Raw genomic sequence first — 25,488 nt, forward strand, 5'->3', positions numbered from 1 at the left:
AGCTCACGGCTAATCCTGACGGTAACGCTCAGGTACGCCGAGCATGCTCAAAGCGTTGAACGAGGAGAATCCTGAAGTTTTCACCAGGAGGCGCGGATATGAAAACCAATACAGCCGGTGCGACCGTTGTCCATATGGACTCGCACCCAGCCTTCCGCGCTGCTCAACGGCGCTCCCTTGAACTTGCCGAGGCGATGCGCAGGCATCCCTCGTTTCAATCTCGGAGCGGACCGGGCGCCGGCGACGATGACGCCCTGCACCGATTGGGTGCATGCTAGGGCCATCGCGTGACGCGATGGACCACGGTCCGAACAGGTCCCAGAAAAGGGCGACCCCGGCGGTGGGGGCGCCCTTTTCTGCATCTCGGCGGACTCCGACCGAGCCGGTTCATCTTGATCGATCGGGGCGGTGAATACCCCGTCAGTCCCGTGAGGCGAATGTGCGGCTACCTCACCGTCATTTCGTAGCCTGATCTCAGGTACGTATCAGCTGCCGGATGAAGACTGGAGATGTTCGACCCGAGAAAGTCGACTGCAGACTGGAGACTGAGATGGCCTACTTGACCCAACCCGCGGCCTACCGTGAGTCATTAGACATACCAGGTCATTACGCTTCAGCCAGCCCTGTGCCAAAGCTGGAGGCCATGCTCCAGAAGAAAGCCTTGGAGGCGCAGGTTCTGGACCTCTTCTGGACCGGTGACGACTAGCCGCCGGCGCCGTTGCCATTTGCTGACCACGCCGATACCTTCTGTCTAGAGCGAGGTTTCGGTAAGGTCGACGCTCGCCAGACAGGGCGCACCGATGCTGCCTATCCACAGCCGGCCGCCGGCCTCGACCATCCCGGTCGCCATACTGAACGATGGGTGCGTCGTGCGCAGGCCCGCGACGGCGTTTCCGGTGTCAGGGTCGAAAGCGACCAGCCACACCACCGCCTCCGGCTTCGGCTGCAGCGGCTTGGGCAGGCGCCACACCATCTTTCGTAGCAGCGGCGGACCAGCGGCCAACCGATCGGCGAGTGGGTTGGCAGGGGTGACCATCGCACACCAGATCCGACCTCCGGCGCCCGTGGACAGGTTATCGGGCATCGCGGGAAGGTTCTCCACCAGCGGCGTCACGGTACCGGCGTGCGGGCCGGTCAGCCAGTATTTCGACAACCGACGCCCCTGGGTTTCGGCAATCACCAGCGCTGAGCCGTCCGCGGTCAGCGTGACGCCGTTGGCGAAGTATAGGTCGCCCAACACCTTCGTGACCGTTCCGTCGACGTCGAGCCGGTAGAGGTTGCCCCGTCCCCGAGCCTCCAAGATCGCACCGAGGTAGTCGGCCACGGTGAATGCGCTGGTAGATTCCGTGAAATACACAGTGCCATCGGTTGTTTCAACCACATTGGAGCAGAACTGCAGCGGCCGACCGTCCACTGTGTCGACCAGAGTCTCGAATCTGCCGGTGCCGGTGTCCATCGCGAGTAGCCCCCGGGGACTGTCACACACCAGCAGCCGACCGTCGTGCGCGAAAGCCAATCCCAGTGGGCGGCCCCCGGTGTTCCCGACAGTGCGCGGTCTGCTGCCGTCGGGTTGCAGCGTAACGATGCTGCCGTCGAGCGAGCCGGTCCAGAGGCATCCGTCGGCGTCCACCACCACGTCTTCGGGCTCGCCGCCGGGCATCGGGAGAAGTGTGATCTCGGCGGGCGGAAACGCGGGCAACTGGTCGACAGGCGGTGCCTGCCACCGGACCGGATCGATGCGCGGTTTGGGCACCCCTACAGTCTCGCCGAAATGACCTTCCGACAGGTCCATACTCGACTTTTTTCTGCCCCCATGCTGTGTCGGCGCGATCCCGGGGTTACTACATCCGTCGGCCCGCTTCGGTCAGCACGCCGTGAAGGATCTCGTAGATGGCGTCGAACTCCTGTTGCCCGCTGATCAGCGGAGGCGCCAACTGCACCACCGGGTCGCCGCGGTCGTCGGCGCGGCAGTACAGTCCAGCCGCCCACAACGCCGGGGTCAGGAAACCGCGCAGCAGCCGCTCACTTTCGTCGTCGTTGAACGTCTCCTTGGTGGCCTTGTCTTTGACCAATTCGATGCCGTAGAAGAAGCCTTCGCCGCGGACGTCGCCGACAATCGGCAGGTCGCAGAGTTGCTCGAGCGTGGCTCGGAAGGCCGGCGCCATCTGCTGCACATGGGCATTGATGCCTTCGCGCTCGAAGATGTCGAGGTTGGCCAGAGCCACCGCCGAGGACACCGGGTGTCCGCCGAACGTGTACCCGTGCCCGAACACGGTATGCCCATCGTTGAACGGATCGAACAGCCGGTCGCTGGCGACCATCGCGCCGATTGGGGAGTAGCCCGATGACAATCCCTTCGCGCAGGTGATGATGTCCGGCACGTAATCGAAGTCCCCGAGATCGCTACTGCACGCGAACATCGATCCGATCCGTCCGAAGGCGCAGATCACCTCGTCGGAGACCAGCAGCACATCGTATTCGTCGCAGATCTGACGTACCCGCTCGAAGTAGCCAGGCGGCGGCGGAAAGCAACCGCCGGCATTCTGGACCGGCTCGAGGAAGACAGCGCACACCGTGTCCGGTCCTTCGAACTCGATGGCCTCGGCGATGCGATCGGCGCAATAGCGTCCGAAGGCCTTGATGTCGGTGTCGTAGGGTTCCGGGGCCCGATAGAAATTGGTGTTGGGTACGCGGAATCCGCCGGGAACGAGCGGTTCGAACGGCGCCTTGAACTCCGGGATACCGGTGATCGACAGTGCGCCCTGCGGCGTGCCGTGATAGGCGATCGAACGCGAAACCACTTTGTGTTTGCCGGGTTTCCCGGTCAGCCTGTAGTACTGCTTGGCCAGCTTCCACGCGCTTTCTACGGCCTCGCCACCGCCGGTGGTGAAGAACACCCGGTTCAGATCGCCGGGCGCGTAGTCGGCGATCCGCTCGGCCAGCTCGATCGCCGTCGGCGTGGCGTAGGACCACAGCGGAAAGAAGGCCAGTGTCTCGGCTTGCTTGGCGGCGGCCTCGGCAAGCTCCTTTCGGCCGTGGCCGAGCTGGACCACGAACAGACCCGAGAGCCCGTCGATGTACCTGCGACCCTGGTCATCCCAGATATACACACCGTCGCCGCGGGTGATGATCGGCGGGGTGATGCCCGCGCCGTGGCGCGAAAAATGGCCCCAGAGATGCCGGTTCGCCTTTGCCGCCAGATCAGATGGCAGCCCGCCGGCGGTATTGTCAGCGGTCATTGTGAACCCCAATTCTCCTTCAGATCAGCCTGTTTCAGATAGCCGAATGGCTCGTTGGATATCACTACCGGCAGCGCGGGGAACCCGGTGCTGAGCATGTCGAGCAGGGTGTCATCGTCCCCGGAGACCACCTCGACGATGGCGTAATTGGCCATGTCCCTGATTGTGCCCGGTGTTGCCGAGGTGATGGACAAAATAGTCGTCGGGGATCCGGCCGACCCCGACACCGACCTCGGTCCGCTGATCACATCGGCACACCGCTCGACGGTCGCCGACATGGGCGAGCGATCCGAGATCTATCGCGATGAGATCTTTCGGACCCCTCCTGACCGTGCGGCCGTTTTCCGACGACGGCGACGCGATCCGGCAGGCCAACGACACCCGGTAGGGACTTGCGGTGTCGGCGTGGACCCGCGATGTGTACGCGCGCAGCGCGCATCTCGGCAGATCCACGCCGGCTGCGGGTGGATCGACGACCACATTCCGATCATCAGCGAGATGCCGCACGGCGGCTTCGGTGCGTCAGGTTTTGGAAAGGACATGAGCGATTACTCGCTCGAGGAGTACGTGACCATCAAGCACGTCAGGAGCGATATCACTGGGGTGGCCGACAAGGCCTGGCACCGCACTGTTTTCACTCAGCGCTGAGCGTGGGGTTGACCGACCGGGGGGTTATTCGGTGCGCGGAACCACGATCACCGGGATGTCGACGCCGGCAAGGATGCGCGCCGCTGTCGAGCCCAGGAAGATTCGGCGTGGCGCGGCGAATCTGCTGGACCCGACGACGAGCAGATCACCGTCGTCCCAGTTGAGCTTTTTCAGCGCCGACTCCAGCGTCGTGCCGTCGGCGACCAGGGCAGTGATATCGGGGACGTCCGGCAGTGCACGGGCGGCAGCGGCGAGGTTCTCCTCGACGGCCGTGACCTGCATCTGCCGGACCTCTCTGGCGCTGCTTGCCTCGCTGAGGTTTTCCGCCGACACGAGTGAAAGCATTCGGATGGGCAGCCCGGCGCCACTGGACAGCGTGATCGCGTACGGCAGCGGGTTGTCGTCGGTGGCCCGGGTGGGTACCGCGGCGGTGACCCCTTCGATCACGACGTCGGGGTCTTCGGCGTAGCCACGCGGTGCCAGCGCCACCGGGATCGGGGAGGAATGCAGCAGCGCACCGGCGACCGGCCCGATCGTGTGGCGGCCGAAGAATCCGTCCCGTGCGCCGCCGACCACGATCAGGTCTGACGATTTCTGCTCGGCGAAGTCGATCAGGGACTGGGCGAAGGATTCGCCGACGGTGACCGTGGACGCGGCGGTGACCCCGTCCGCCGACAGCCTGGACAGCGCTCTGGACACCCACTGCTCTCCCCGTGCCACGAGCAACTGCTGGTACTGCGCTCGGCCGGGGTGGCCGTCGGGCAATTCCTCGCGGACCACCAACAGGACGTCGACGGTGGCGTCGAAGGTCTTGGCGAGCGCACTGGCCAGTGCGATGCCGTCGTCGCCGGTCGGGGTGGCGAGGTAGCCGACAGTCAGATGCATTGATAATCCTGCTCTTTCAGAGTCATTTAATACACGGTCATTTAATACGCGTCGGGAACTTTGACTTCGGTACTGGCATGCAGTGTCTCGCCGCGGAAGAATCGCTTGGTGCCGAATGCGAAGCACGCCAGCATCAACGGGATGCCAAGCACCAGCATGCCGATGCCGAGCACGAATACCCCGCCGATGGGTCCGAAGGCGGTGTAGCCGTAGTCGGGCTGGATCATGTCCTTGGCGCTGATGCCGAACGCCACGGCCATCGACATCCCGCCCAGTAGCGGGAAGATGCCACGGAAGAACAGGTTTCGGGCCGAGGTGAACAGGGTGTGGCGGAAATACCAGACGCAGGAGAAAGCGGTTATGCCGTAGTAGAACGCCACCGCCAGGCCCAGCGAAGCCACCGAATCGAGTAGCGAATTCTCTGACAACACCGACAACACCAGGTAGAAGCAGAGCGCCGAAACGCCCATGACCATGGTGCCGAATACCGGGGTCATGAAGCGAGGGTGGACGTAGCCGAACCGCTGGGGCAGTGCCTCGTAGACCGCCATCGACAGCGTGCCACGCGCTGTGGGCAGGATCGTGGTCTGCGTCGATGACAGTGCCGAAACCGACACAGTGAGCAGCAGCAGTGACGCAGCGATGCTGCCGGCGACCGGCTCGCCGAGCACCGTCAGCACGTCATCGGTGTTCATCGCATTGTTCAGGCCGATACCGACGTCGCCGAACCCGGAGAACGACTGGACGGCGTAGGCCACCAAGACGTAGGTGCACACCAGGATCCCGGTGGTGATCAACGCGGCGAGGCCGGGCGTCCGGCCCGGATCCTTGGTCTCCTCACCCACCGCCAGGCAGGCGTCCCAGCCCCAATAGATGAAGATGCACAAGATGATCGCCGCGGCGATCGACGATACGTCGAGCCCGCTGGGCCACAGCCATGACCACTGCGGGGTGATTGACTGGGCGCCGGCGTTTCCGGCGAACACCCGGATCAGTGCGATGAGGCTGACGGTGATCAAGACGCCGAACTGAATGGCCATCAGCACGTTCTGCACCCGCTCGCTGATCACGATGCCGCGCGCCGACAGTAGCGTCATCGCGATGATGAAGAACGAGCCGAGGCCGACCTTCGCGAAGAGGTTGTCGGCCAGGTCGTCGAGGCCGAGGAACTCGAACAGGTAGATCGCCGCGATTTCGGCGACGTTGGCCAGCACGATGATCCCCGACACGGCCAGGCCCCAGCCGCCGATCCAGCCGATCCAGGGTCCGAACGCTTTGGTGCCCCAGGTGAATGTGGTGCCGCAGTCGGGCGTGTCCTGCGCCAGTTCTTTGTAGGCGAACGCAACCAGCAGCATCGGAATGAACGCCAGGACGAACATCGATGGCGCCTTCTCGCCGACGGCGAGCACGACGTAGCCGAGTGTGGCCGCCAGGCTGTAGGCGGGGGCGACGGCGGCAAGACCGATGACGATGTTGCCGGCGAGGCCGAGCGCTCCCGCCTGCAGGCCCTTGTCACCAACGGCAGGTGCCGCAGCTTCCTCCGCGAGTGCCATTCGCGCAATATACGGTTCCGGTGTCGGGGGTGCGCGGCGTACGGGGAAAACGATGGAGGGGCGGCGATTTGCGTGGAAATCCGGCGCCCGAGCACCTCATTCCGAGTCGCGGTGCCAGGCCACCATGTAGATCGCCATCGCCGATGCCAGCCCGATGAGCACCCACAGGACGATCGCCTGATCTACCCAGGCACCGGTTGGCGGTGCACCCGGCAGGAAGTTGCGCAGCGGCACAACGGCGAACAGCATCGCCGCGAACCACGTCGTCAGCGGTGGCAGGAACTTCCGCTTGCCCATCGCGGTTTCAATGGCAACGAACAGCGCCAGCGCGGGCAAGGTGATGAGCACCAGGATGATGCCCAGGTCGAACGCCAACGTGCCGCGGCTGCGCTGCAGCGCAACGACCGACTCAGCGGGTTGTGAATCAGATTCTTCGACGTCGACGTTCCAGCCGCCGATCCTGCCACTGAAGCGAATCTCGGCGGGTTCCACGAAACGGGAATCACCCGACCCGACAAGCGCGTCGGCAGTCACCGGTCTCGTGCGATAGCTGTCGAAGGGCCAACGGTTGGCATCACCCTGGGCCCCGATCGTCGCAATTGTGCTCGCCGGGGTCTGACCCTCGTCAAACCTGATCTCGCCCAGATTCACCCACGGATACAGGCGGACCACGATGTCGGTATTGAGGACGCCCAGTCTCTCGTCGAGGTAGCGCTTCGGCGGGATGATCCAGACTCGAATCTCTAACTCGTTGGTCGCGGGATGGATGTCGTCTATCTCGATGGCGACCACCGGGATGTCGGCAGGCCGGGGGTCGAACGGCTCAAGAGGTTGGGCCGAGCCGCTGACCCACCAGTTCGGGACCAGCGAAGCGATGTACAACAGCCCGACGATGGCGATACTTGCCTTCGTGCTCACCCGCCTACGGGGCGGGCGGGTGTCATCGGGCACCTGAGGATGATAGCGCCGCGCGATGTGGGCGTACTTCGTCACGCTGACCGTGACCAAGTACGCCGAAATCGCCGGTGAGTCAGCGCGCGAACATCAGCGCGCGCTTGACCTCCTGGATCGCCTGGGTCACTTGAATGCCCCGCGGGCAGGCGTCGGTGCAGTTGAACGTGGTGCGACAGCGCCACACGCCATCGACGTCGTTGAGAATGTCGAGCCGCTCGGCGGCTCCCTCGTCTCGGCTGTCGAAGATGAACCGGTGCGCGTTGACGATGGCGGCCGGACCGAAGTAGGAACCTGCGCTCCAGTAGACCGGGCAGCTCGTGGTGCAGCACGCGCAAAGAATGCACTTGGTGGTGTCGTCGTAGCGCGCCCGGTCGGTCTGGCTCTGGATCCGCTCGCGGGTCGGCTGATTGCCCGTGGTGATCAGGTAGGGCTTGATCGCGCGGAACGCGTCGAAGAACGGCTCCATGTCCACAACCAGGTCCTTCTCCACGGGTAGTCCGCGGATCGGCTCGATCGAGACGGTGAGCTGCTTGCTCGCATTCTTGGGCAGCAGGTCGCGCATCAGCACCTTGCAGGCCAGGCGGTTGACCCCGTTGATGCGCATCGCGTCGGATCCGCACACGCCGTGAGCGCAGGACCGGCGGAACGTCAGGGTGCCATCCAGGTACCACTTGACGTAGTGCAGCAGGTTGAGCAGCCGGTCGGACGGCAGGCACGGTACGCGGAAGCTCTGCCAGCCGCCCGAATCGGCGTGAGCGTCGGGGTCTTCCGGGTTGAACCGGGCGATCTTCAGCGTCACCATGACCGCGCCCTCGGGCACCGGCGGCAACTCCGAATCCTTCGTCCGGACATCGGCAACTGTCATCAGTACTTCCGTTCCATCGGCTCGTACCGCGTCTGGACCACCGGTTTGTAGTCCAGCCGAATGTCGCTCAGCAGCTCGGGTGCGCTGTGGGATACCCCGGTCGCGTCGCCGCCGCCCTTCGAGACCTTGTAGGCCATCGTGTGACGCATGTAGTTGGTGTCGTCGCGGTTGGGGTAGTCCTCACGGGCGTGCCCGCCGCGCGATTCCTTGCGGTTCAGTGCCCCGGCCACGGTGACCTCGGCAAGCTCCAATAGGAAGCCCAGCTCGATGGCCTCGAGCAGGTCGCTGTTGTAACGCTTTCCCTTGTCCTGCACGGTCAGTCGTGAATACCGCTCCTTGAGTGCGTGGATGTCGGTCAGCGCCTGCTTGAGTGTCTCCTCGGTGCGGAACACTGCGGCGTTGTTGTCCATCGACCGTTGCAGTGCGCTGCGGATATCGGCGACTCGCTCGTTGCCGTGTTCGGAGAGGATGTCACCGACCCAACCGGTCACCATGGCGGCTGGATTCTGCGGCAAGGCGACGAAATCGCGGCCCAGGGCGTAGTTGGCTGCAGCGATGCCGGCGCGACGGCCGAACACGTTGATGTCGAGCAGCGAGTTGGTGCCCAGGCGGTTGGCGCCGTGCACCGACACACATGCGCATTCGCCGGCGGCGTACAGGCCGGGAACGATGGTGGTGTTGTCGCTGAGCACCTGACCGTTGACCGTGGTCGGGATGCCGCCCATCACGTAGTGACACGTCGGATACACCGGGACGAGTTCGTTGACCGGATCCACGCCCAGGTAGGTACGGGCGAACTCGGTGATGTCAGGCAGCTTGGCCTCGAGGACGTCGGCGCCCAGGTGTCGTACATCGATGTAGACGTAATCCTTGTCGGGCCCGGCGCCCCGGCCCTCGAGCACTTCGAGCACCATCGAGCGGGCCACGATGTCGCGGGGCGCGAGGTCGACGATCGTCGGCGCGTAGCGTTCCATGAACCGTTCACCGTCGCCGTTCAACAGGCGCCCGCCCTCGCCGCGCACGGCTTCGGAGATCAGGATGCCCAGTCCGGCCAGGCCAGTCGGATGGAACTGGTGAAACTCCATGTCTTCCAGGGGAAGTCCCTTGCGGAAGATGATGCCCAGGCCGTCGCCGGTCAGCGTGTGCGCGTTGGAGGTGGTCTTGTACATCCGACCCGAACCCCCGGTGGCGAACACGATCGCTTTGGCGTGGAACACATGGATGTCGCCGGTCGCCAACTCGTATGCGATGACGCCGGTGGCGACCGGGCCGGCCGCAGTCTGCGTCATCGCGATGTCGAGCGCGTAGAACTCGTTGAAGAACTCCACGTCGTGTTTGACGCAGTTTTGGTACAGCGTCTGCAGGATCATGTGGCCGGTGCGGTCGGCGGCGTAGCAGGCGCGTCGCACTGGCGCCTTGCCGTGATCGCGAGTGTGCCCGCCGAAGCGGCGCTGGTCGATGCGGCCCTCAGGAGTGCGGTTGAACGGCATCCCCATCTTCTCGAGGTCGAGCACCGCGTCGATGGCCTCCTTGGCCATGATCTCGACGGCATCCTGGTCGGCCAGGTAGTCACCGCCCTTGACGGTGTCGAAGGTGTGCCACTCCCAATTGTCCTCTTCGACGTTGGCCAACGCGGCACACATACCGCCCTGGGCCGCGCCGGTATGGCTGCGTGTCGGGTACAGCTTGGTCAGCACCGCGGTGCGTGCCCGCGGGCCTGCCTCGACTGCTGCGCGCATGCCGGCCCCGCCCGCGCCGACGATGACGACGTCGTGACGATGTTCTTGAATCAAGGTTGCCGTCTCCTTGCAGAGCTCACTGGGAAGATCATCGGGAAGATCATCGGAATGCTCACGAGATTGTCGCGTCGAAGGTCAGCAGTACATAGGTACCCAGGATCAACGTGAACGCCATCGAGACCGCCAGCAAGGTGTTGAGCCAGAACTTGGTGGAGTCCTTGCGGGTGTAGTCGGCGATGATGGTGCGCATCCCGTTGCCGCCGTGCAGTTGTGCCAACCACAACATCAGCAGGTCCCAGGTCTGCCAGAAGGGCGAGGCCCAGCGTTGCGCGACGTAGTTGAAGTCGATGCGGTACACACCGCCATCCCAGATCAGCCCGATGAACAGGTGACCCAGGACCAGGAAAACGAGGACGACGCCCGAGAACCGCATGAACAGCCAGGCGTATTTCTCGAAGTTGGGCATTCCCGCGGCGCGCCGGGGTGCGCGCGGGTTGTCCAGGCTCGCGGGCCGGTCGTAAGTGCGCTGCATGACCGGGGCCGGGCCGCCACGGTCGCTGATGTGATCGTAGGGATTCTCCCCCCGAACGGGAGCTGATCCCCCGGTCGTCGGCGGCACTTTGCTCGGGGGCCCACCGCTGCTGCCCGTCGGCCCGCTCACAGGAACCGCTCCGCCATGTGCATGCCGATCACGCCCAGTGCCGGGATGAAGACCGCCAGCCAGACGCCGGCGACGATCCACAACATCAGCCTCTGATATTTCGGACCGTGCTGCCAGAAGTCGATCAGGATGACCCGCACGCCGTTGAGGGCGTGGTAGAGGACCGCGGCGACCAGACCGATCTCCATCAGCCCGACGATCGGGGTCTTGTAGGTTTCGATGACCGCGTTGTAGGCCTCCGGGCTCACCCGCACCAGCGCGGTGTCGAGCACGTGGACGAACAAGAAGAAGAAAATGGTCGCACCCGTGATGCGGTGCAGCACCCAGGACCACATGGCCGGATCGCCACGGTAGAGGGTCCGTCTTCGCGATTGGGCTCGCGGAGCGGGCAGGTCCCCGCTTCTGGGTGTCAGACTTGATGTCTGAGTACTCATCTGGCCTCCAACGCCATCGGTGGACGCTCGGGGGAGGTCCCGCAGGCCCCGGACGGGCGTGGCCTGGACCGCTTCCCAAACCTCGGGGCGACTCTAAACCCACTTCATATCTAACCCCACTTCATACTGGTTATCGAACTACGGTGTAGCCGATCGCGAAACTCTATTCACAAAATTAGTCTTACCTATCTAGAAAAGACGTCGGTGGACGAAGTTCACGAGTGCACTGAGAAGTATGCTGAAGGGGCAGTGATGGCCGGAGTTATCGATTGGAAGTCATTGCGGAACAGCGCGATTGAGGCATCGGCCGCGGCCTACGCGCCCTACTCGGGATTCCCGGTAGGGGCGGCGGCAATGGTGAACGATTACCGAATTATTTCCGGGTGCAATGTGGAAAATATCTCATACGGTCTAGGGCTTTGTGCTGAGTGTGCTGTGGTGTGCGCGCTGCACGGCACCGGCGGCGGCCGGTTGATCGCACTGTCTTGTGTGGACGGCGCGGGCCACACCTTGATGCCGTGCGGGCGGTGCCGGCAGTTACTCCTCGAACATGGTGGGCCGGACATGCTCGTCGACCATCCCCGGGGCCCGCGCAAGCTGTCCGCGCTACTGCCCGACGCCTTCGGTCCGGAGGACCTGGCCCGGGTCCACCGATCATGACGTCCTTCGATGCTCCGACGATCATCCGAACCAAGCGGGACGGCGGGGTCCTGTCCGACGAGGCCATCGACTGGATGATCGACGCCTACACCCGCGGCCAGGTCGCTGAGGCTCAGATGTCGGCGCTGCTGATGGCCATCTTCCTGCGTGGCATGAACACCACCGAGATCGCCCGCTGGACTGCCGCGATGGTCGATTCGGGGGAGCGGTTCGACTTCACCGACCTCGGTCGCACAGACGATCCCGGCCAGCCGCTGGCACTGGTCGACAAGCACTCCACCGGCGGCGTCGGGGACAAGATCACGATTCCGTTGGTACCGATCGTGATGGCCTGTGGCGGCGCAGTTCCCCAGGCGTCGGGTCGCGGTCTCGGCCACACCGGCGGCACCCTGGACAAATTGGAGTCCATTCCGGGTTTCACCGCCGAACTCAGCAAGGCCCAGATTCGCCGACAACTCTGCGACCTCGGTGCGGCGATCTTCGCCGCGGGGGAACTGGCCCCGGCCGACCGATTGATCTACGCGCTGCGGGACGTGACCGCCACCACCGACTCGCTGCCGCTGATCGCCAGCTCGGTGATGAGCAAGAAGATCGCCGAGGGCACCCGCGGGCTTGTGCTGGACTGCAAAGTCGGGTCCGGGGCCTTCATGTCCAGGGAGGCGCAGGCTCGGGAGCTGGCCCGCACCATGGTTGATCTGGGCTCCGAGTACGGGCTGGAAACCCGCGCGCTGCTCACCGATATGAACGTGCCGTTGGGCCGGGCCGTGGGCAATGCCGTGGAAGTCGTCGAATCCCTGGAGGTGCTCGAGGGCGGCGGACCCGACGACGTGGTCGAGCTGACGCTGACCCTGGCGCGCGAGATGCTCGACGTCGCCGGTATCGACGCCGTCGACCCGGCGCAAACCCTGCGCGACGGCTCCGCGATGGACCGGTTCCGCAATCTCGTCACCGCCCAGGGCGGGGACGTCAGCGCCCTCACCTCCAACGCGGGCAACCGCGGACTGCCCATCGGTGCGCACACTGAGACCGTCACGGCCACCCGCGGTGGCACGATGGGAGACATCGACGCGTTGGCAGTGGGTCTGGCAGTCTGGCGGCTAGGAGCCGGCCGCTCCGAGCCGGGCCGCCCCGTTCAGGCCGGTGCCGGAATGCGCATACATCGCAGGCCCGGGGAGCCCGTCGCCGCGGGTGAAGCACTGTTCACCCTCTACACCGACACCCCGGAACGATTCGGGGGGGCCATGTCAGAGCTCGACGGCGCCTGGACCGTCGGTGACCAGGCGCCGGCTGTCCGGCCGCTCATCATCGACCGGATCACGTGAGGAGCTCGCGGTGACGACCGCGCTGAATCTGGACAACATCCGGCGGGCCCCCAAGGCCCTGCTGCACGACCATCTCGACGGCGGGCTGAGACCGGCCACGGTGCTCGACCTAGCCGGCCAGTGCGGCTACCGGGGCTTGCCCGCCACCGACGTCGATTCGCTCACCAGCTTTTTCCGGACGGCCGCCCACAGCGGGTCGCTGGTTCGCTACCTGGAGCCGTTCGCGCACACCGTCGGAGTCATGCAGACACCTGAGGCGTTACATCGCGTGGCCCACGAGTGTGTCGAGGACCTGGCTCGCGACAACGTCGTCTACGCCGAGATCCGGTTCGCCCCCGAGTTGCACATCGACGCCGGGCTGTCCTTGGACGCCGTCGTCGACGCGGTGCTCGCGGGCTTCGCCGACGGTGAGAAGGCCGTGGCCGCATCCGGGCGCGCCATCGTGGTGCGCTGTCTGGTCACGGCCATGCGCCATGCGGCGCGCTCGCGAGAGATCGCCGAGCTGGCGATCCGGTTCCGAGATAAGGGCGTGGTCGGCTTCGATATCGCCGGCGCTGAGGCCGGCTACCCCCCGACCCGGCACCTGGGCGCATTCGAGTACATGCGGAAAAACAACGCCCGCTTCACAATTCATGCTGGCGAGGCGTTCGGATTGCCGTCCATCCAGGAGGCGATCTCGTTCTGCGGCGCTGACCGACTGGGCCACGGGGTGCGGATCGTCGACGACATCGCGGTGCACGGGGACAGGGAGGCGACGCTGGGACGGCTGGCTTCGATCCTGCGGGACAAGCGGGTGCCCTTCGAGCTGTGTCCCAGCAGCAACGTGCAGACCGGGGCCGTCGCCAGCATCGCCGAGCACCCGTTCGCCTTGCTGGCCAAGCTGCGGTTCCGGGTAACCGTCAACACCGACAACCGGCTGATGAGTGATACAACGATGAGCCAGGAGATGCTGCGCCTGGTCGAGGCGTTCGGCTACGGCTGGAGTGATCTCGAGCGGTTTACCGTCAACGCGATGAAGTCGGCGTTCATCCCGTTCCCTGAGCGGTTGGCGCTGATTGACGACGTGATCAAGCCGCGCTACGCGGTGCTCGTCGGCTAGCCGGTCCCTTTTCTCCGCGAGCGCGCGTGTTTGTGCAGTGCCGCGCCGCTAGCGTCGGCATTTTGCGCGCGCTCGTGATGATGAGGGAGGGGTGGCTCACTCCTGGCGCAGTCGGGACTCGAGGAAGGTCTCCAGGGAAAGCCACTGGGCGACCGCGTCAGCGAACGGCGCGCTCGGGCGTGCCGTCGAATCGGGATCGAGCACGTAAGCGATCAGCCGGCCCAGCGCCGTGTCGCGCGCGAGCTTGGCCTCCACGCCGGTCTCCTCGGCATACTCGCCGACGTCGCGCAGCAGTTCCACCGCCAACTCGAGCTGATCGCGGTCCAGACCGTCGGGGCCTTCGGCCAGGTCGTCGGCGATGCCGGTCAGCACATAGATGTTGTCTTCGGTGACCTCGACGCGCAGTGATCCGTCGGTGGCCGCGGTCCGGATGTCGTCGTAGGTGGCCAGGTCGGACAGGTCGTGGTCATGTTCGTCGGCAAGGTAGCGCGCCAACGTTCGCTCCGATCCGAACACGCTGATGCGCCCGTTGCGGCCCAGGAAGATCGGTCGGTCCTGCAGGTAACAGCGCAGCGTGAAGAACGTCCCACTACTGGTCATGAGACGAACCGGGTCGATGCCGACCCGCTGCCAGAAATCCTCGTCGCTGCCCAGCACCCGGTGTTCGGCAGCGGCAGCCAGTTGGGCCGCCTCCTCGTCGGTATCAACGATATCGTCGATGACGACGACCGCGGAGTCGTCGTCGTCTCGCACCGGGGCGGGCTCGTCGAGCTCGGCCTGGGCCTTCTCGACCGCAGTGCTGTCGACCTCGGGGGTGGTGACGATCTCGTCGATCGCATCGACCACCTTGTCCCAACTGCGGGCGATGATCTTCTCGATCGCGGCCCAGCGCTTGCGTCCGGGACGGCCGCTGAACGCCTCCGCCCCGCCCCCGACGGTGCCGAGCATGGGGTTGCCGTTGAAGAACTTGGTGACCGACGGCAGTTCACAGACCGTCCCGATCGATGACACCACCGCCAGCGCGCCGTGCAGTTGGCCGAGACTGTCGTCGGTCGGCTTCTCGGCCAGCAGTTCCTCGAATCCTGCGAGGTCGTGCGTGTGGTCCTCGGCCGGTTCCAGTACGTGGGCGTTGGCCTCGGTCAGCTTCTGCCAACCCGGGTGATCTGTGATGTCGTTGTCGCGGTTGGTCCGGACGAACGCCACCAGGTCGGCGACCGATTCGAACACGTAGAGGTCCTCATCCTTGCCGAGGAAGGCCTCCCACTCGTCGCCGTCGGCGCGCCACCGCGGCGCCCACAGCGTGTACACGTCGCCCTTGGTCAGCCTCAGCCGGATCGGCACGATGTCAGCAGCCATGCGGCACAGCCTAGCCAGGAGGCCATTGCGCACGGCGATCACGGTCCTGGTGTTCACGCCGTGGGCCGCCAGAACCCCTGAAAACCCTGGCCCGCGTTGCTGGTCCGAACCGGTGACAGCTTGACGGGGTCGCCTGCCTCGATCATGGTGCCGTCGCCTACGACCATCGCCACGTGGCCGTCCCATACCGCCAGATCCCCGGGCAACAGCGCACCCGGGGCGACGGCGGCACCGATATCCTGCTCCTGAGCAAGTCGCGGAATATTCAGTCCCGCTTCGCGATACGACCACTGGGTCAGGCCGCTGCAGTCAAGTCCGACGCCCGGCGTGGTTCCGCCCCATTGGTACGGCACCCCGAGCTGGGTCAGCGCATGCCGCACAGCGCTGGCTGCCAGCGCGTTCGGTGCCATCACCATGGTGCCGTCGGGCAGCCGCACCGCCAGCCCGTCGCCGTATGTCGTCTCCTCCGCCGATCGGCTCCAGTCTTCGGAGAATCCGGACAGCTCCCCGAGCCCGCCAACGCCGCTCCAGCTCGCGGGTGTCCCCAGCGGCGCGCCACCGCCTAGGCCGGAGCCCAGGCCGGTATTCGACCCGGTGCCACCGAGGCCCGCCGGCGCTGTCGCGGCAGGGGAGCCGGCCGGTCCCGAGTTGTCCAACGCGGTGGCGTGGCCGTCGAGTTCGGCGAGCAACTCCTCGACCACCGAGATCGCCTCCGCCAGACATCGGCGCGCCTCGCCGAGCAGTTCCGCTGCCACTCCTGGGGAACCCAACTTCTGCTCCAGCGCGCTCGCCCTGGCTTCGAACTCGTCGACGATGGCCTGCAGGCGACGGTGTGCCCGCGCAACCGCGCCGGCGGCGCTGTCGGCCGTCGCACCCAGGTGCCCGGCCCGCTCGGCGGCATCGTCGAGCGCGGCGGTCGTCGTCGTGGCGAACTCGGCGGCGGCGCTGGCTCCCGCACCGGACCACCCTGCTCCGGTGCGCTGCCAGGCCTGCACGACGGAGTTCGCGACGTCGACCAACATGTGGCGGACGCCGGTCAGGAGCGCGGCCGGGTCTGCTGCCGGGTCGCCCGACCATCCGGGGCCTACCAGCGCCCGCACCTCGCGGATCGGCGCCGACAACGACGCGACCAGAGCGCTGGGCATCACCAGGTACCGGTGAGCCGCGTCCCGGCGTCTGCGTCGGCGCCCTCGTAGGCCTGCGCCGCACCGTGCGCGGCCGGGCGTGCCGCCGCGATCGAGGCACCCAACTCGGTGATGCGGCGGGCCTCGATGTCGGCGGCTCGGCTCAGCGCCGCGCCGAACCGGGCCCCAACCGGTCCGAACATCGAGGTGGACGGGCCGCTCAGCGCACTCAGTCGTACCGCGACCGCCTGGAGGTCTGCGACCTGGCCGGCAGCAGCGGAGCCGAAAGCCCGAATGAGGTCGGTGTCTGCAGACAAGCGCGCGAACATACGTTTAGGACGCCGGGCAGCGGCTCCCGGTTCCCGTTAAGGTCGGAATTCATGGATATGCGCGTAGTCGATCACCCGCTGGCCGCCGCACGGCTGACCACTTTGCGTGACGAGCGCACCGACAATGCGGCGTTCCGCGCCGCGCTGCGGGATCTCACCGTGATGCTCGTCTACGAAGCCACCAGGGATCTGGCGATCGAGACCGTCCCGGTTCGCACGCCGATGGCCGACACCGCCGGGGCGAAATTGGCAAATCCGCCCGTGCTGGTTCCGGTACTGCGCGCCGGCCTGGGCATGGTGGATCAGGCGCTGGGGCTCATCCCGGAGTCCCAGGTCGGTTTCGTGGGGGTGGCCCGTGACGAGGAGACACACCGGCCCATGCAGTATCTGGAGTCGCTGCCCGACGACCTCAGTGGGCGACCGGTGCTGGTGCTCGACCCCATGCTGGCGACTGGGGGCTCGATGGTGCACACCATCGAGTTGCTCTACGCCCGCGATGCGGTTGACATCACCGTGGTTTGCGTTGTCGTCGCCCCGGAAGGGCTTGCGGCGCTGGAGAAAGTGGCGCCCAGGATCCGCCTGTTCACCGCGGCAATAGATTCCGGACTCAACGACATCGCCTATATTGTTCCAGGTTTGGGCGACGCGGGGGACCGTCAGTTCGGGCCCCGCTAGGCCCACTGCCGCACGGCCGCGGCGACGGCGTCCTGCAGGTTGGCGGCCCGTTCGCGGGCTGCGGGAAGTTCACCGTCGCAACGAACTTCGATGTAGGACTTCAACTTCGGCTCGGTCCCGGACGGGCGAGTCACCACCCGCACCGATGCGGTGTCGTCAGCGCCGGCGAAGACGAGTGCGTCGGTTCGGACTGCCAGATCGGTGACCGAGATGGCGAAGCCGGCCAGGCGCTGCGGCGGATCGGCGCGCAGTCGGGCCATCAGCGCTGCTGCGGCTTGAGGTGTCTCGACTCGGCGGGTGACCGCGGTGGTGCTGTGCACACCGTAGCGACGGGCCAGGTCGTCGAGTGCGTCGAGCACCGTGCGTCCCCGCCGGCGCAGCGCAACGACGAGGTCGCACAGCAACACGGCAGCGCTGATGCCATCCTTGTCGCGGACCGCGGCTGGATCCACGCAGTGCCCGATGGCCTCCTCGTAGGCATACACCAGCGTCGCATCGGCGATGTCGTCATCGGCGCGGGCCAGCCACTTGAACCCGGTGAGCGTTTCGACGTGGCGTGCCCCGTGGTCGGCGGCGATGTCGGCCAGCATCCGCGACGACACCACCGTGCTGGCTACCACCGCGCTCGCTGCGTTGCTGTGGGAGAGGATGTAATCGCCTAGTAACCAACCGGTTTCGTCACCGGTGAGCATTCGCCAACCAGACGGTGTCGGAAAGCCGACGGCGCACCGGTCGGCGTCGGGGTCCAGTGCGACGGCGATCTCCGCCCCGACGTCGGCGGCAAGGGTAAGGAGTTCGTCGACGGCGCCCGGTTCTTCCGGGTTGGGGAAGGCGACGGTCGGAAAGTCCGGGTCGGGCGCGAACTGGCAGTCGACGACGTGCACGTCGCCGAAACCGGCCAGTGCCAACGCGTCGAGGGCGAACTCGCCGCCGACCCCGTGCAGCGGCGTCAGCGCCACCCGGGCGGAACCGGTGGTGCGGCGAACGGTGGCCGCGTGTTCGATGTAGCCGCGTAGCTGTTCGCCGGCAGAGTCGTGCGCCTGTTCGGCGCGAGGGTCGGCGAGTGGCGTTCGGGGGATCTCGTCGGCGGCTGGTGCCGCAGCGATGGCGCACTCGATGTCGCGGTCGGTCGGCGCCACAATCTGCAGCCCGCCGGGAAAGTACACCTTGTAACCGTTGTCGCTGGCCGGGTTGTGCGACGCGGTGATCTGTACACCCGCGGCGGCACCGGAGTTCCGGACCGCGAACGCGACTGCCGGGGTGGGGACCGGGGTGAACATGAGCGTAGTGGTAAAGCCCTGGGCGGCAAACACTTCCGCCGCAGCTCGGCCGAACTCCGCAGAGCGGTGGCGCGCGTCGTAGCCCACCACGATGCTCCTACCGCCCAGTGACCGGTCGGCCAGTACCCTGGCGACCGCCCAGGTGGTACGCAGCACTACGGCCAGATTCATCCCGTTGGGCCCGGCACGCAGCGGCCCCCGCAGGCCTGCGGTGCCAAAGGTCAGCGGCCGCGCGAACCGCTCTGCGAGTTCCTCGTCGCTGCAGGCGGTGAGCTCGGCAGCGGCGTCCGGATCGGGGTCATGCGACAGCCACTCGGCCACCGCGATCGGCAGTTCTCTCATCGCCTCACCACATCAGAGCCGCTCGATCACCGCCGCGAGCAGGGAACCCATCCGGGCGGCCGACTGACGGCCCGCCTCGAGCACCTCGGCGTGACTGAGCGGCTCGCCGGTCATTCCGGCTGCCAGGTTCGTCACCAGCGAGATGCCCAGCACCCGCGCGTCTGCCGCGCGGGCGGCGATGGTCTCGTGCACCGTCGACATTCCGACCAGATCGGCCCCCAGCGTGCGCAGCATCGCGATCTCGGCCGGCGTCTCGTAGTGCGGCCCCGGCAGGCCTGCATAGACGCCCTCGGCCAGGGTCGCGTCGATCTCGCGCGCGATGGCCCGCAGCCGCGGCGAATACGCGTCGACGAGGTCCACGAACTGTGCGCCCACCAGCGGTGAGCGTGCCGTGAGGTTGAGGTGGTCGCTGATCAGCACGGACTGGCCCACGGTGTATTCCGAGCGCAGGCCGCCAGCGGCGTTGGTCAGTATCACCGTGTGCGCGCCCGCCGCGCAGGCCGTCCGAACCGGATGCACCACGTGGCGCAGTTCGTGCCCCTCGTAGGGGTGGATTCTGCCCAGCACCACCAACACACGATGTGCGCCGATCCGCAACGACAACACCTGGCCGCCGTGGCCCTCGGCGCTGGGCGGGCTGAAACCAGGCAGTTCGGCCATCGGCACAATCGCTGTGATGCCATCGGCCTCGCTCAGCTGTCTCGCCGCCGGGGCCCAGCCGGATCCGAGAACCACCGCGACGTCGTGAGCGTCGACGCCGGTCCGCTCGGCTAGCGCGACCGCTGCCAGCTGAGCCTCGACCGCCGGATCTGCCGGTTTGTCCACGAACGGTAGCTTAGTTCGGCGTCCAGCAGAGCAGTGAGATACTGCCAGCATGCCCACCGCTGCGTCCTCATGCGTGCACGACGCGGTGAACCGACGCCGCGGCGATCTCCTTGAGTTGTCTCACTCCCTGCACGCCGAGCCCGAACTGGCGTTCAACGAGCACCGCAGCTGCGCCAAGACCCTGGCGATGGCCGCCGAGCGGGGATTCGAGATCACCCCGGCGCCGGCGGGTCTGGACACCGCGTTTCGCGCCGACTACGGCAGCGGCCAGCTGGTCATCGGTATCTGCGCCGAGTACGACGCCCTGCCCGGAATCGGTCACGGTTGCGGGCACAACATCATTGCCGCATCGGCGGTCGGTACCGCGCTGGCGCTTGCCGAAGTCGCCGACGACCTCGGCCTGACGGTGGTGCTGCTGGGGACCCCCGCCGAGGAGGCGGGCGGGGGCAAGGTGCTGATGCTCGATGCCGGTGTGTTCGATGACATCGCCGCGACGGTGATGCTGCATCCCGGGCCGCTCGACATCGCGGCTGCCCGCTCGCTGGCGCTGGCGGAGGCCGAGATCCAGTACACCGGGCGGGAATCCCATGCCGCGCTCGCCCCGTATCTCGGGCTCAACGCCGCAGACGCCGTCACGATCGCCCAGGTGGCCGTCGGGCTGCTGCGTCAGCAGTTGGCACCCGGGCAGATGGTGCACGGCATGGTGACAGACGGTGGTCAGGCGACCAACATCATTCCGGCGCGCGCCGAGCTGCGCTACACGATGCGGGCGAACAATTCAGAGTCGTTGTGCGAGTTGCAATCCCGGATGGCCGGATGCTTCGCGGCGGGTGCAGTCGGTACCGGCTGTGAGCACGTCGTCGCCGAGTCTGCGCCGCCCTATGCCGAATTGCGTCCCGATGGCTGGCTGGCCTCGACGCTGCGGGCCGAGATGGTCCGTCTCGGGCGTACCCCGATTCCTGAGGATGTCGAAGCGTCGATGCCGCTGGGCAGCACGGACATGGGCAACGTGACCCATCGGATGCCGGGCATCCACCCGATCGTCGGTGTCGAGGCAGGGGGCGCATCCCTGCACCAACCGGCATTCACCGCGGCGGCGGTGAGCGAGAGCGCAGACACCGCGGTGGTTGAGGGTTCGATCATGCTGGCGCGCACGGTGGTTGCGCTGGCCGAAAACGCGATCGAGCGCGACCGGGTGCTCGAGCAGTGGCGAAGGCGGGCATCATGACCGGGCTCTCGGAGTCCGCCGACGCGTGGCTGAACGCCCACTACGACGACCTGGTCGGATGGCGCCGCCACCTGCACGCTCACCCCGAACTCGGGTGCCAGGAGTTCGGCACGACGCAGTTCGTCGCCTCGCTGCTGGCCGACGCCGGTCTCAACCCCAAGGTCCTGCCCGGCGGTACCGGTCTGACGTGTGATTTCGGCCCCGAACACGGGCCCAGAGTGGCCCTACGCGCCGACATGGACGCGCTACCAATGGGCGACCGGACCGGAGCACCGTACGCGTCGGTGGTCGCCGGCGTCGCCCATGCCTGCGGCCATGACGCGCACACCGCGGTGCTGGTGGGTGCCGCGCTCGCGCTGGCCTCGGCGCCTGAACTGCCCGTCGGCGTCCGGTTGATCTTCCAGGCGGCCGAGGAGCTCATGTGTGGTGCCAGCGATGCGATCGCCGCGGGAGCGCTGAGCGGGGTGACGCGGATCTACGCGCTGCACTGCGACCCACGGCTGGCGGTCGGAAAGGTCGCGACCCGACCGGGGCCGATAACCTCTGCGGCCGACCAGCTCGAGGTGACGATGCACTCGCCCGGCGGGCACACATCGCGGCCGCACCTCACCAGCGACCTGGTGTACGGACTGGGCTCGGTGATCACCGGGCTACCAGGTGTGCTGTCGCGCCGCATCGACCCGCGCAACAGCACAGTGATGGTGTGGGGTGCGGTGAATGCGGGTGTGGCCGCCAACGCGATCCCGCAGACCGGCATGCTGTCCGGCACCATCCGAACGTCCAGCCGCGAGACCTGGCTGACGCTGGAAGGTATTGTGCGGGAGACAGTTACGGCGATATTGGCTCCGCTGGGCATTGAGCACACCGTGCTGTACCGACGCGGGGTGCCGCCGGTGGTCAATGAAGAGGTCTCCACCCGAATCCTCACCCACGCGATCGAGGCGATCGGACCTGCCGTGCTTGCCGACACCCAGCAGTCCGGTGGTGGCGAAGACTTCTCCTGGTACCTCGAGGAGGTGCCGGGCGCCATGGCGCGGCTGGGCGTGTGGAGCGGGCGGGGTGCTCAGATGGATTTGCACCAGCCGACTTTCGACCTGGACGAGGCTGCGCTCGGGGTCGGGGTTCGGCTGCTGGTCAACATCATCGAGCACAGCTGACGTCCCCCTTTTCCCCGCGAGCGCGCGTGTCTGCACAATGGCGCGCCGCAATTTCTGGCATTTTGCGCGCGCTCGGCCATGACGAGTTATGCACAACTGCCATCTGATCCACAGATGACCATCGACACCCACTGCGGTCGGGTCATCGCGGCAGACGATGGCGGCCATGAGCCACGAACTCGGCCGGCTGCTGGAGGCGCAGGGCGGCGTCGCCACCAGCGGCCAGATCCTGACCCACCTGACCCGGCGCAGCTTTGAGGCGCAGGTCAATTCCGGTTCGCTGGAACGGATGTGGCACGGCCTCTACTGCCAGGGCGAACCTACCGACGAGCTTCGGCTGCGTGGCCTGGACCTGGCCTGCGGGAAGCCGGTCGCTGTGTGCCTCGGTACAGCGGCTGAGCTGTTCGGCTTCGATACCGAGGAATCGCGCGATCTGCACGTCCTCAACCCGCCCGGCAGTGCGTTGCGATGCGCCGACGGTCTGGTGGTGCACCGCCGCGACGGGGCGCCGTTGGTTGTGCGGAACGGTCGGCGTGTGACTGCGCCCGCGTGGACGGCTGTTGAGGTCGGGCGAGCGCTGCGCCGTCCCCGAGCCCTGGCCACACTCGACGCGGCGCTGCGTAGCGGCAGCTGCACCCGGCCCGACCTATGGCGTGCCGCTGCCGAGCAGAAAGGGCGCAGAGGCATTGTCGCGGTTCGCGATCTCATTTCCCTGGCCGACACCCGCTCGGAATCGCCCATGGAGAGCGAGGCTCGGCTGGTCATGATCGATGGGGGCCTGCCCATTCCAGTGCTGCAGCATGAAATCGTCGACGGAAACGGGGAGCTCAGACGGCTCGACTTCGCCTGGCCCGAACACCGGGTCGCTGCGGAATACGACGGAACGGCCTGGCACTCGGGCCCCGAGGCAATGCGGCGGGACCGCAGGCGGCTGGCTGCGCTGCTGGATGTCGGCTGGACCGTGGTGCCGATCGTGTTCGAGGACGTCCGTTATCGCGCTTGGGAATTGGCCGCACGTTTGGAGCATCAGCTTCGTCACGCTCGGGCGGCATGAATGCGCGCAAAATGCCGGCAAATGCCGCGCGCCACGGTGCAAACACGCGCGCTCGCGGGGCGAAAGGGCCTAGGTGCCTGGGCCGATGTTTCTGGCCGGCCGGGTGCGCAAACCGTGTACGTATTCATCTGGAGCTCCCGCGATTTCAGCTGCCTCGGCCATCACTCCCAGATAGCGCGCCGACGGGATGCCCCCCTCCCAGGCGTCCACCACATACAGCCACGCCAGCACCGGGTCGGTCGTCGTGTCCGACGACAACCGCTCAACCCGGCAGCGGATCTTCTTGTGAACGCCGAGCTCGGAACCCTCCCAACGATCGAGGTTCGCCTCGTCGTCCCTGGTCATGTCGTAGAGCACGACGAACACCCTGGAGGTCGGATCCTCGACGACGGTGGCCAGTGCGCCTTCCCAACCGATGTCTGCGCCGCCGAAGGTCAGACGCCAGCCGTGCAGCCATCCGGTCCCGGCCATGGGGGAGTGCGGTGCTCGCTGCAGCATCTGCTCAGGATGCATATTTGATCCGTAGGCGGCGTAGATCGGCACGCGAGCAGCTTAGTCGCATCGTAGTAGGCCGGCCGACATCGCGCAGGCTCGGAGGATCTGAACCCTTCGGCGGCCCAGGTGTCCTAGGTTGAAACGGTGGCAACGCGCATCGTGATCATCGGCGGCGGGCCGGCGGGGTATGAGGCCGCACTGGTAGCCGCCGCCCATGGACGGGACGTCACCCAGGTGACGGTGGTCGACTCAGACGGGATCGGTGGTGCCTGCGTCCTCTATGACTGCGTGCCATCGAAGACGCTGATCGCTTCGACCGGGGTGCGCACCGAGTTGCGTCGCGCCCAGGGGCTTGGCTTCGACATCAGCATCGACGTCGCGAAAATCTCGCTCAGCCAGATCAACAACCGGGTCAAGACGCTGGCCGCGTCGCAGTCCGCCGACATCGGCAGCCAGCTGATGAATCAGGGTGTGACGATCATCGGTGGATACGGTGAGTTCGTCGACGACACCTCGGGGATGGCCCATCACAGAGTCAAGGTGACCACACCCGACGGCAAGGTCGGTGTGTTGAAGGCCGACGTGGTGCTCATCGCTACCGGTGCCAGCCCGCGGGTGCTGCCCAACGCTGTCCCCGACGGGGAACGCATCCTGACCTGGCGCCAGCTCTACGAGCTGCCTGAGCTACCGGAGCACCTGATCATCGTGGGTTCGGGGGTGACCGGCGCGGAATTCTGCAATGCCTACACCGAGCTCGGGGTGACGGTGACGGTGGTGGCCAGCCGGGACCAGATCCTGCCGCACGAGGACTCCGATGCCGCCGCGGTGCTCGAGAAGGTGTTCGCCGAGCGTGGCGTGACGCTGGTGAAGAACGCTCGCGCCGACTCGGTCACCCGGACTGCCGCGGGGGTCAAGGTGAGCATGGCCGACGGCCGTACGGTCGAGGGTAGCCACGCTCTGATGACGGTCGGATCGGTGCCCAATACCGACAGGCTGGGCCTGGACAGGGTCGGCATCGAGCTCAAACGCGGTGGTTACATCCCCGTCGACCGGGTTTCGCGCACCTCGGCTGCGGGCATTTACGCCGCGGGCGACTGCACGGGTCTGCTGCCGCTGGCTTCGGTGGCCGCCATGCAGGGCCGCATCGCGATGTACCACGCGCTGGGGGATGGGGTGTCTCCGATCCGGCTGCGCACGGTCGCGTCGGCGACGTTCACCCGTCCCGAGATCGCTGCGGTCGGTATCCCGCAATCGGCGATCGACGACGGCAGTGTGCCGGCGCGCACCCTGATGTTGCCGCTGAACACCAACGCCAGGGCGAAGATGTCGCTGCTCCGGCACGGTTTCGTCAAGATCTTCTGCCGGCCGGCCACCGGCGTGGTGATCGGCGGCGTGGTGGTGGCGCCGATCGCCTCGGAGTTGATCCTGCCGATCACGCTGGCGGTGCAGAACCGGATCTCGGTGACCGACCTCGCGCAGACGCTGTCGGTGTACCCCTCGCTGTCGGGTTCCATCGTGGAGGCAGCGCGCCGACTGATGGCGCACGACGATCTGGACTGAACAC

The 25,488-nt window shown here is 66.4% G+C and carries 24 protein-coding genes and 1 pseudogene; 9 read left to right on the forward strand and 16 right to left on the reverse strand.

The window, feature by feature from the left end:
• Positions 1 to 751: 751 nt before the first annotated feature.
• From ACPGXI_RS06360 to ACPGXI_RS06370, 3 genes are all read right to left on the reverse strand, one after another.
• Positions 752 to 1,753, reverse strand: a complete 1,002-nt coding sequence (locus tag ACPGXI_RS06360; protein WP_526650961.1) for an SMP-30/gluconolactonase/LRE family protein — start codon at positions 1,751 to 1,753, stop codon at positions 752 to 754.
• 88 nt (positions 1,754 to 1,841) lie between these two features.
• Positions 1,842 to 3,239, reverse strand: coding sequence for an aspartate aminotransferase family protein (locus tag ACPGXI_RS06365; protein ID WP_526650963.1), 1,398 nt, complete (start codon positions 3,237 to 3,239; stop codon positions 1,842 to 1,844).
• Positions 3,236 to 3,394, reverse strand: coding sequence for a hypothetical protein (locus tag ACPGXI_RS06370; RefSeq protein ID WP_526650965.1), 159 nt, complete (start codon positions 3,392 to 3,394; stop codon positions 3,236 to 3,238). Before ACPGXI_RS06370 ends, ACPGXI_RS06365 begins: the two co-directional genes overlap by 4 nt.
• 10 nt (positions 3,395 to 3,404) lie before the next feature.
• Between ACPGXI_RS06370 and ACPGXI_RS06375 the strand changes: the two are divergent.
• Positions 3,405 to 3,887: pseudogene (locus tag ACPGXI_RS06375) on the forward strand (aldehyde dehydrogenase family protein); the annotation flags it as partial.
• Between the two features lie 24 nt (positions 3,888 to 3,911).
• On the opposite strand, the gene ACPGXI_RS06380 reads toward ACPGXI_RS06375, so the two are convergent.
• From ACPGXI_RS06380 to sdhC, 7 genes are all read right to left on the reverse strand, one after another.
• Positions 3,912 to 4,772, reverse strand: coding sequence for a universal stress protein (locus ACPGXI_RS06380; RefSeq protein WP_526650967.1), 861 nt, complete (start codon positions 4,770 to 4,772; stop codon positions 3,912 to 3,914).
• A 41-nt stretch (positions 4,773 to 4,813) separates the two neighbouring features.
• Positions 4,814 to 6,325, reverse strand: coding sequence for an amino acid permease (locus ACPGXI_RS06385; RefSeq protein ID WP_526650969.1), 1,512 nt, complete (start codon positions 6,323 to 6,325; stop codon positions 4,814 to 4,816).
• Positions 6,326 to 6,421: 96 nt separating this feature from the next.
• The gene (locus ACPGXI_RS06390) at positions 6,422 to 7,276 is read right to left on the reverse strand and encodes a DUF4436 domain-containing protein (RefSeq protein ID WP_526650971.1); all 855 of its coding nucleotides are present in this window, start codon (positions 7,274 to 7,276) and stop codon (positions 6,422 to 6,424) included.
• Between the two features lie 79 nt (positions 7,277 to 7,355).
• The gene (locus ACPGXI_RS06395) at positions 7,356 to 8,144 is read right to left on the reverse strand and encodes a succinate dehydrogenase/fumarate reductase iron-sulfur subunit (RefSeq protein WP_526650973.1); all 789 of its coding nucleotides are present in this window, start codon (positions 8,142 to 8,144) and stop codon (positions 7,356 to 7,358) included.
• Positions 8,144 to 9,937: a succinate dehydrogenase flavoprotein subunit gene (sdhA, locus tag ACPGXI_RS06400; RefSeq protein ID WP_526650975.1), complete on the reverse strand. Its 1,794-nt coding sequence runs from the start codon at positions 9,935 to 9,937 to the stop codon at positions 8,144 to 8,146. The genes ACPGXI_RS06395 and sdhA overlap by 1 nt, the downstream gene beginning before the upstream one ends.
• Positions 9,938 to 9,995: 58 nt before the next feature.
• Entirely contained in the window at positions 9,996 to 10,415 is a 420-nt protein-coding gene (locus ACPGXI_RS06405) for a succinate dehydrogenase hydrophobic membrane anchor subunit (protein WP_526651074.1), read from the reverse strand.
• 125 nt (positions 10,416 to 10,540) lie between these two features.
• Positions 10,541 to 10,978 (reverse strand): succinate dehydrogenase, cytochrome b556 subunit, encoded by a 438-nt coding sequence (sdhC, locus tag ACPGXI_RS06410; RefSeq protein WP_526650977.1) that lies wholly within the window; start codon positions 10,976 to 10,978, stop codon positions 10,541 to 10,543.
• 252 nt (positions 10,979 to 11,230) lie between these two features.
• Here sdhC and ACPGXI_RS06415 point away from each other — a divergent pair, with 252 nt between their 5' ends.
• From ACPGXI_RS06415 to ACPGXI_RS06425, 3 genes are read left to right on the forward strand one after another with little or no spacing between them, the layout of a single operon-like run.
• Positions 11,231 to 11,638 carry a cytidine deaminase gene (locus ACPGXI_RS06415; RefSeq protein ID WP_526650979.1) on the forward strand — a complete coding sequence of 136 codons (408 nt, stop codon included), beginning with the start codon at positions 11,231 to 11,233 and terminating at the stop codon, positions 11,636 to 11,638.
• Entirely contained in the window at positions 11,635 to 12,960 is a 1,326-nt protein-coding gene (locus ACPGXI_RS06420) for a thymidine phosphorylase (RefSeq protein ID WP_526650981.1), read from the forward strand. Before ACPGXI_RS06415 ends, ACPGXI_RS06420 begins: the two co-directional genes overlap by 4 nt.
• Positions 12,961 to 12,970: 10 nt before the next feature.
• Entirely contained in the window at positions 12,971 to 14,059 is a 1,089-nt protein-coding gene (locus ACPGXI_RS06425; protein WP_526650983.1) for an adenosine deaminase, read from the forward strand.
• Between the two features lie 96 nt (positions 14,060 to 14,155).
• Here the strand turns inward: ACPGXI_RS06425 and satS are convergent, their stop codons facing one another.
• The 3 genes from satS to ACPGXI_RS06440 are packed head-to-tail and all read right to left on the reverse strand — an operon-like array spanning position 14,156 to position 16,856.
• Positions 14,156 to 15,415, reverse strand: a complete 1,260-nt coding sequence (gene satS / locus ACPGXI_RS06430; RefSeq protein ID WP_526650985.1) for a protein export chaperone SatS — start codon at positions 15,413 to 15,415, stop codon at positions 14,156 to 14,158.
• 53 nt (positions 15,416 to 15,468) lie between these two features.
• A complete protein-coding gene (locus ACPGXI_RS06435; RefSeq protein WP_526650987.1) occupies positions 15,469 to 16,560 on the reverse strand; it encodes a C40 family peptidase in 1,092 nt (363 codons plus the stop codon).
• Entirely contained in the window at positions 16,560 to 16,856 is a 297-nt protein-coding gene (locus ACPGXI_RS06440) for a type VII secretion target (RefSeq protein ID WP_526650989.1), read from the reverse strand. Before ACPGXI_RS06440 ends, ACPGXI_RS06435 begins: the two co-directional genes overlap by 1 nt.
• 63 nt (positions 16,857 to 16,919) lie before the next feature.
• Between ACPGXI_RS06440 and upp the strand changes: the two genes are divergently transcribed.
• Complete coding sequence (gene upp / locus ACPGXI_RS06445) at positions 16,920 to 17,543, forward strand: uracil phosphoribosyltransferase (RefSeq protein WP_526650991.1); 624 nt, start codon at positions 16,920 to 16,922, stop codon at positions 17,541 to 17,543.
• Here the strand turns inward: upp and ACPGXI_RS06450 are convergent.
• Both ACPGXI_RS06450 and ACPGXI_RS06455 read right to left on the reverse strand, forming a co-directional pair.
• Positions 17,540 to 19,165, reverse strand: coding sequence for a phospho-sugar mutase (locus tag ACPGXI_RS06450; protein WP_526650993.1), 1,626 nt, complete (start codon positions 19,163 to 19,165; stop codon positions 17,540 to 17,542). The two genes, upp and ACPGXI_RS06450, sit on opposite strands and share 4 nt — an antisense overlap.
• Before the next feature lie 12 nt (positions 19,166 to 19,177).
• Positions 19,178 to 19,990, reverse strand: a complete 813-nt coding sequence (locus ACPGXI_RS06455) for a purine-nucleoside phosphorylase (protein WP_526650995.1) — start codon at positions 19,988 to 19,990, stop codon at positions 19,178 to 19,180.
• Positions 19,991 to 20,039: 49 nt separating this feature from the next.
• Between ACPGXI_RS06455 and ACPGXI_RS06460 the strand changes: the two genes are divergently transcribed.
• From ACPGXI_RS06460 to ACPGXI_RS06470, 3 genes are all read left to right on the forward strand, one after another.
• Complete coding sequence (locus ACPGXI_RS06460) at positions 20,040 to 21,218, forward strand: M20 family metallopeptidase (RefSeq protein WP_526650997.1); 1,179 nt, start codon at positions 20,040 to 20,042, stop codon at positions 21,216 to 21,218.
• Complete coding sequence (locus ACPGXI_RS06465) at positions 21,215 to 22,375, forward strand: amidohydrolase (RefSeq protein WP_526650999.1); 1,161 nt, start codon at positions 21,215 to 21,217, stop codon at positions 22,373 to 22,375. Before ACPGXI_RS06460 ends, ACPGXI_RS06465 begins: the two co-directional genes overlap by 4 nt.
• A 166-nt stretch (positions 22,376 to 22,541) precedes the next feature.
• Complete coding sequence (locus ACPGXI_RS06470; protein ID WP_526651000.1) at positions 22,542 to 23,429, forward strand: type IV toxin-antitoxin system AbiEi family antitoxin; 888 nt, start codon at positions 22,542 to 22,544, stop codon at positions 23,427 to 23,429.
• A gap of 69 nt (positions 23,430 to 23,498) precedes the next feature.
• Here the strand turns inward: ACPGXI_RS06470 and ACPGXI_RS06475 are convergent, their stop codons facing one another.
• Positions 23,499 to 23,972 (reverse strand): gamma-glutamylcyclotransferase family protein, encoded by a 474-nt coding sequence (locus ACPGXI_RS06475; RefSeq protein ID WP_526651002.1) that lies wholly within the window; start codon positions 23,970 to 23,972, stop codon positions 23,499 to 23,501.
• A 96-nt stretch (positions 23,973 to 24,068) separates the two neighbouring features.
• Here ACPGXI_RS06475 and ACPGXI_RS06480 point away from each other — a divergent pair, with 96 nt between their 5' ends.
• Positions 24,069 to 25,484 (forward strand): NAD(P)H-quinone dehydrogenase, encoded by a 1,416-nt coding sequence (locus ACPGXI_RS06480; protein ID WP_526651004.1) that lies wholly within the window; start codon positions 24,069 to 24,071, stop codon positions 25,482 to 25,484.
• Positions 25,485 to 25,488 lie beyond the last annotated feature (4 nt).

This window comes from Mycobacterium sp. (assembly GCF_049608025.1).
GTDB lineage: Bacteria > Actinomycetota > Actinomycetes > Mycobacteriales > Mycobacteriaceae > Mycobacterium.